Here is a 925-nt window from a genome sequence, read left to right as displayed (position 1 = left end):
CGTTACTTTAACGCCCTAAGAAGCAATGAGAAGCACATCAAGAACGTGGAAAATTACCTGTACGGCACCATGCAAAACCTATTTGGCGTTTGGTGGAATAAACAAGCGGCTAGAGAATATGCGGCCAAACACCCCGAAGAAGAAAAGTCGGCCGACAACGATAACAGTGGGTTGTACTACTAGTCCCAAAAGGCTACAAAATCCTTTCTAAGCGGTTTTAAGACTTACTAACCTATTTATACTTAGGCTAGATTTAAATGGCTTAAACAGAAGAATAGGGGCTTTTAAATGAGCGCCAGAGCTAACCAGGCTAATCAGCTCAAAAGTTCAGCCTTTAGATCAACGCCAAGCTCAAGTGATTTGAGGCCAGGGTTTTATCCGTTGATCAGATACTCAAAAGGTAGTATAATGGTAGTAGTAAAAGAAAGGAGATGAGACAATCATGGCAGGTAAGGAAAAGAAACGGGTCCAAGTCAAGATTGATAAAGATTTGGCCGATGATACCGAAGCAGTTTTAAGCGAATTGGGCTTAAATCCAACCACGGCCATTAACATGTTTTACAAGCGGATTGTTGCTAATGGTGCTTTACCTTTTAATGTGTCTTTAAGCGAAGAAGAAAGAGCTAATTTACGCTTTTTAAAGGCGACCGAAGGGACACCAGTCACCGAGTTCAAAGACGCTAAAGAGGTCGCTGAGTGGCTCAACGATCCAGATGAGGACTAATGACTTAGTCAGCCTATACGTTAGTTTTGTAGAAACTAACGGTGGCAAGTCTCGGCCAGTTTTAATTCGTCGGGTATCAGAACAGAAGGTCGAGGCTTTTAAAATTACTAGTCAGTATGAAAAGAAGTCGGCTTATATCAAGCAACAATATTATCCGATTCAAGATTGGCAATCCGCTGGGTTGAAGAAACCTTCCTGGGT

1 protein-coding gene and 2 pseudogenes are annotated in these 925 nt (G+C 42.1%); all 3 read left to right on the top strand.

What is annotated here, in order from left to right:
* Positions 1 to 183: pseudogene (locus EGT51_RS12805) on the top strand (replication initiator protein A); the annotation flags it as partial.
* 259 nt (positions 184 to 442) lie between these two features.
* The gene (locus EGT51_RS12800; RefSeq protein ID WP_135369027.1) at positions 443 to 724 is read left to right on the top strand and encodes a type II toxin-antitoxin system RelB/DinJ family antitoxin; all 282 of its coding nucleotides are present in this window, start codon (positions 443 to 445) and stop codon (positions 722 to 724) included.
* Positions 714 to 925, top strand: a pseudogene (locus EGT51_RS12795) (hypothetical protein); the annotation flags it as partial. The gene EGT51_RS12800 and the pseudogene EGT51_RS12795, both read left to right, overlap by 11 nt.

Origin of the sequence: Levilactobacillus suantsaiihabitans, from assembly GCF_004745505.1 — a bacterium.
Classification (GTDB): domain Bacteria; phylum Bacillota; class Bacilli; order Lactobacillales; family Lactobacillaceae; genus Levilactobacillus; species Levilactobacillus suantsaiihabitans.
This window is presented reverse-complemented; position numbering and strand designations above follow the sequence as displayed.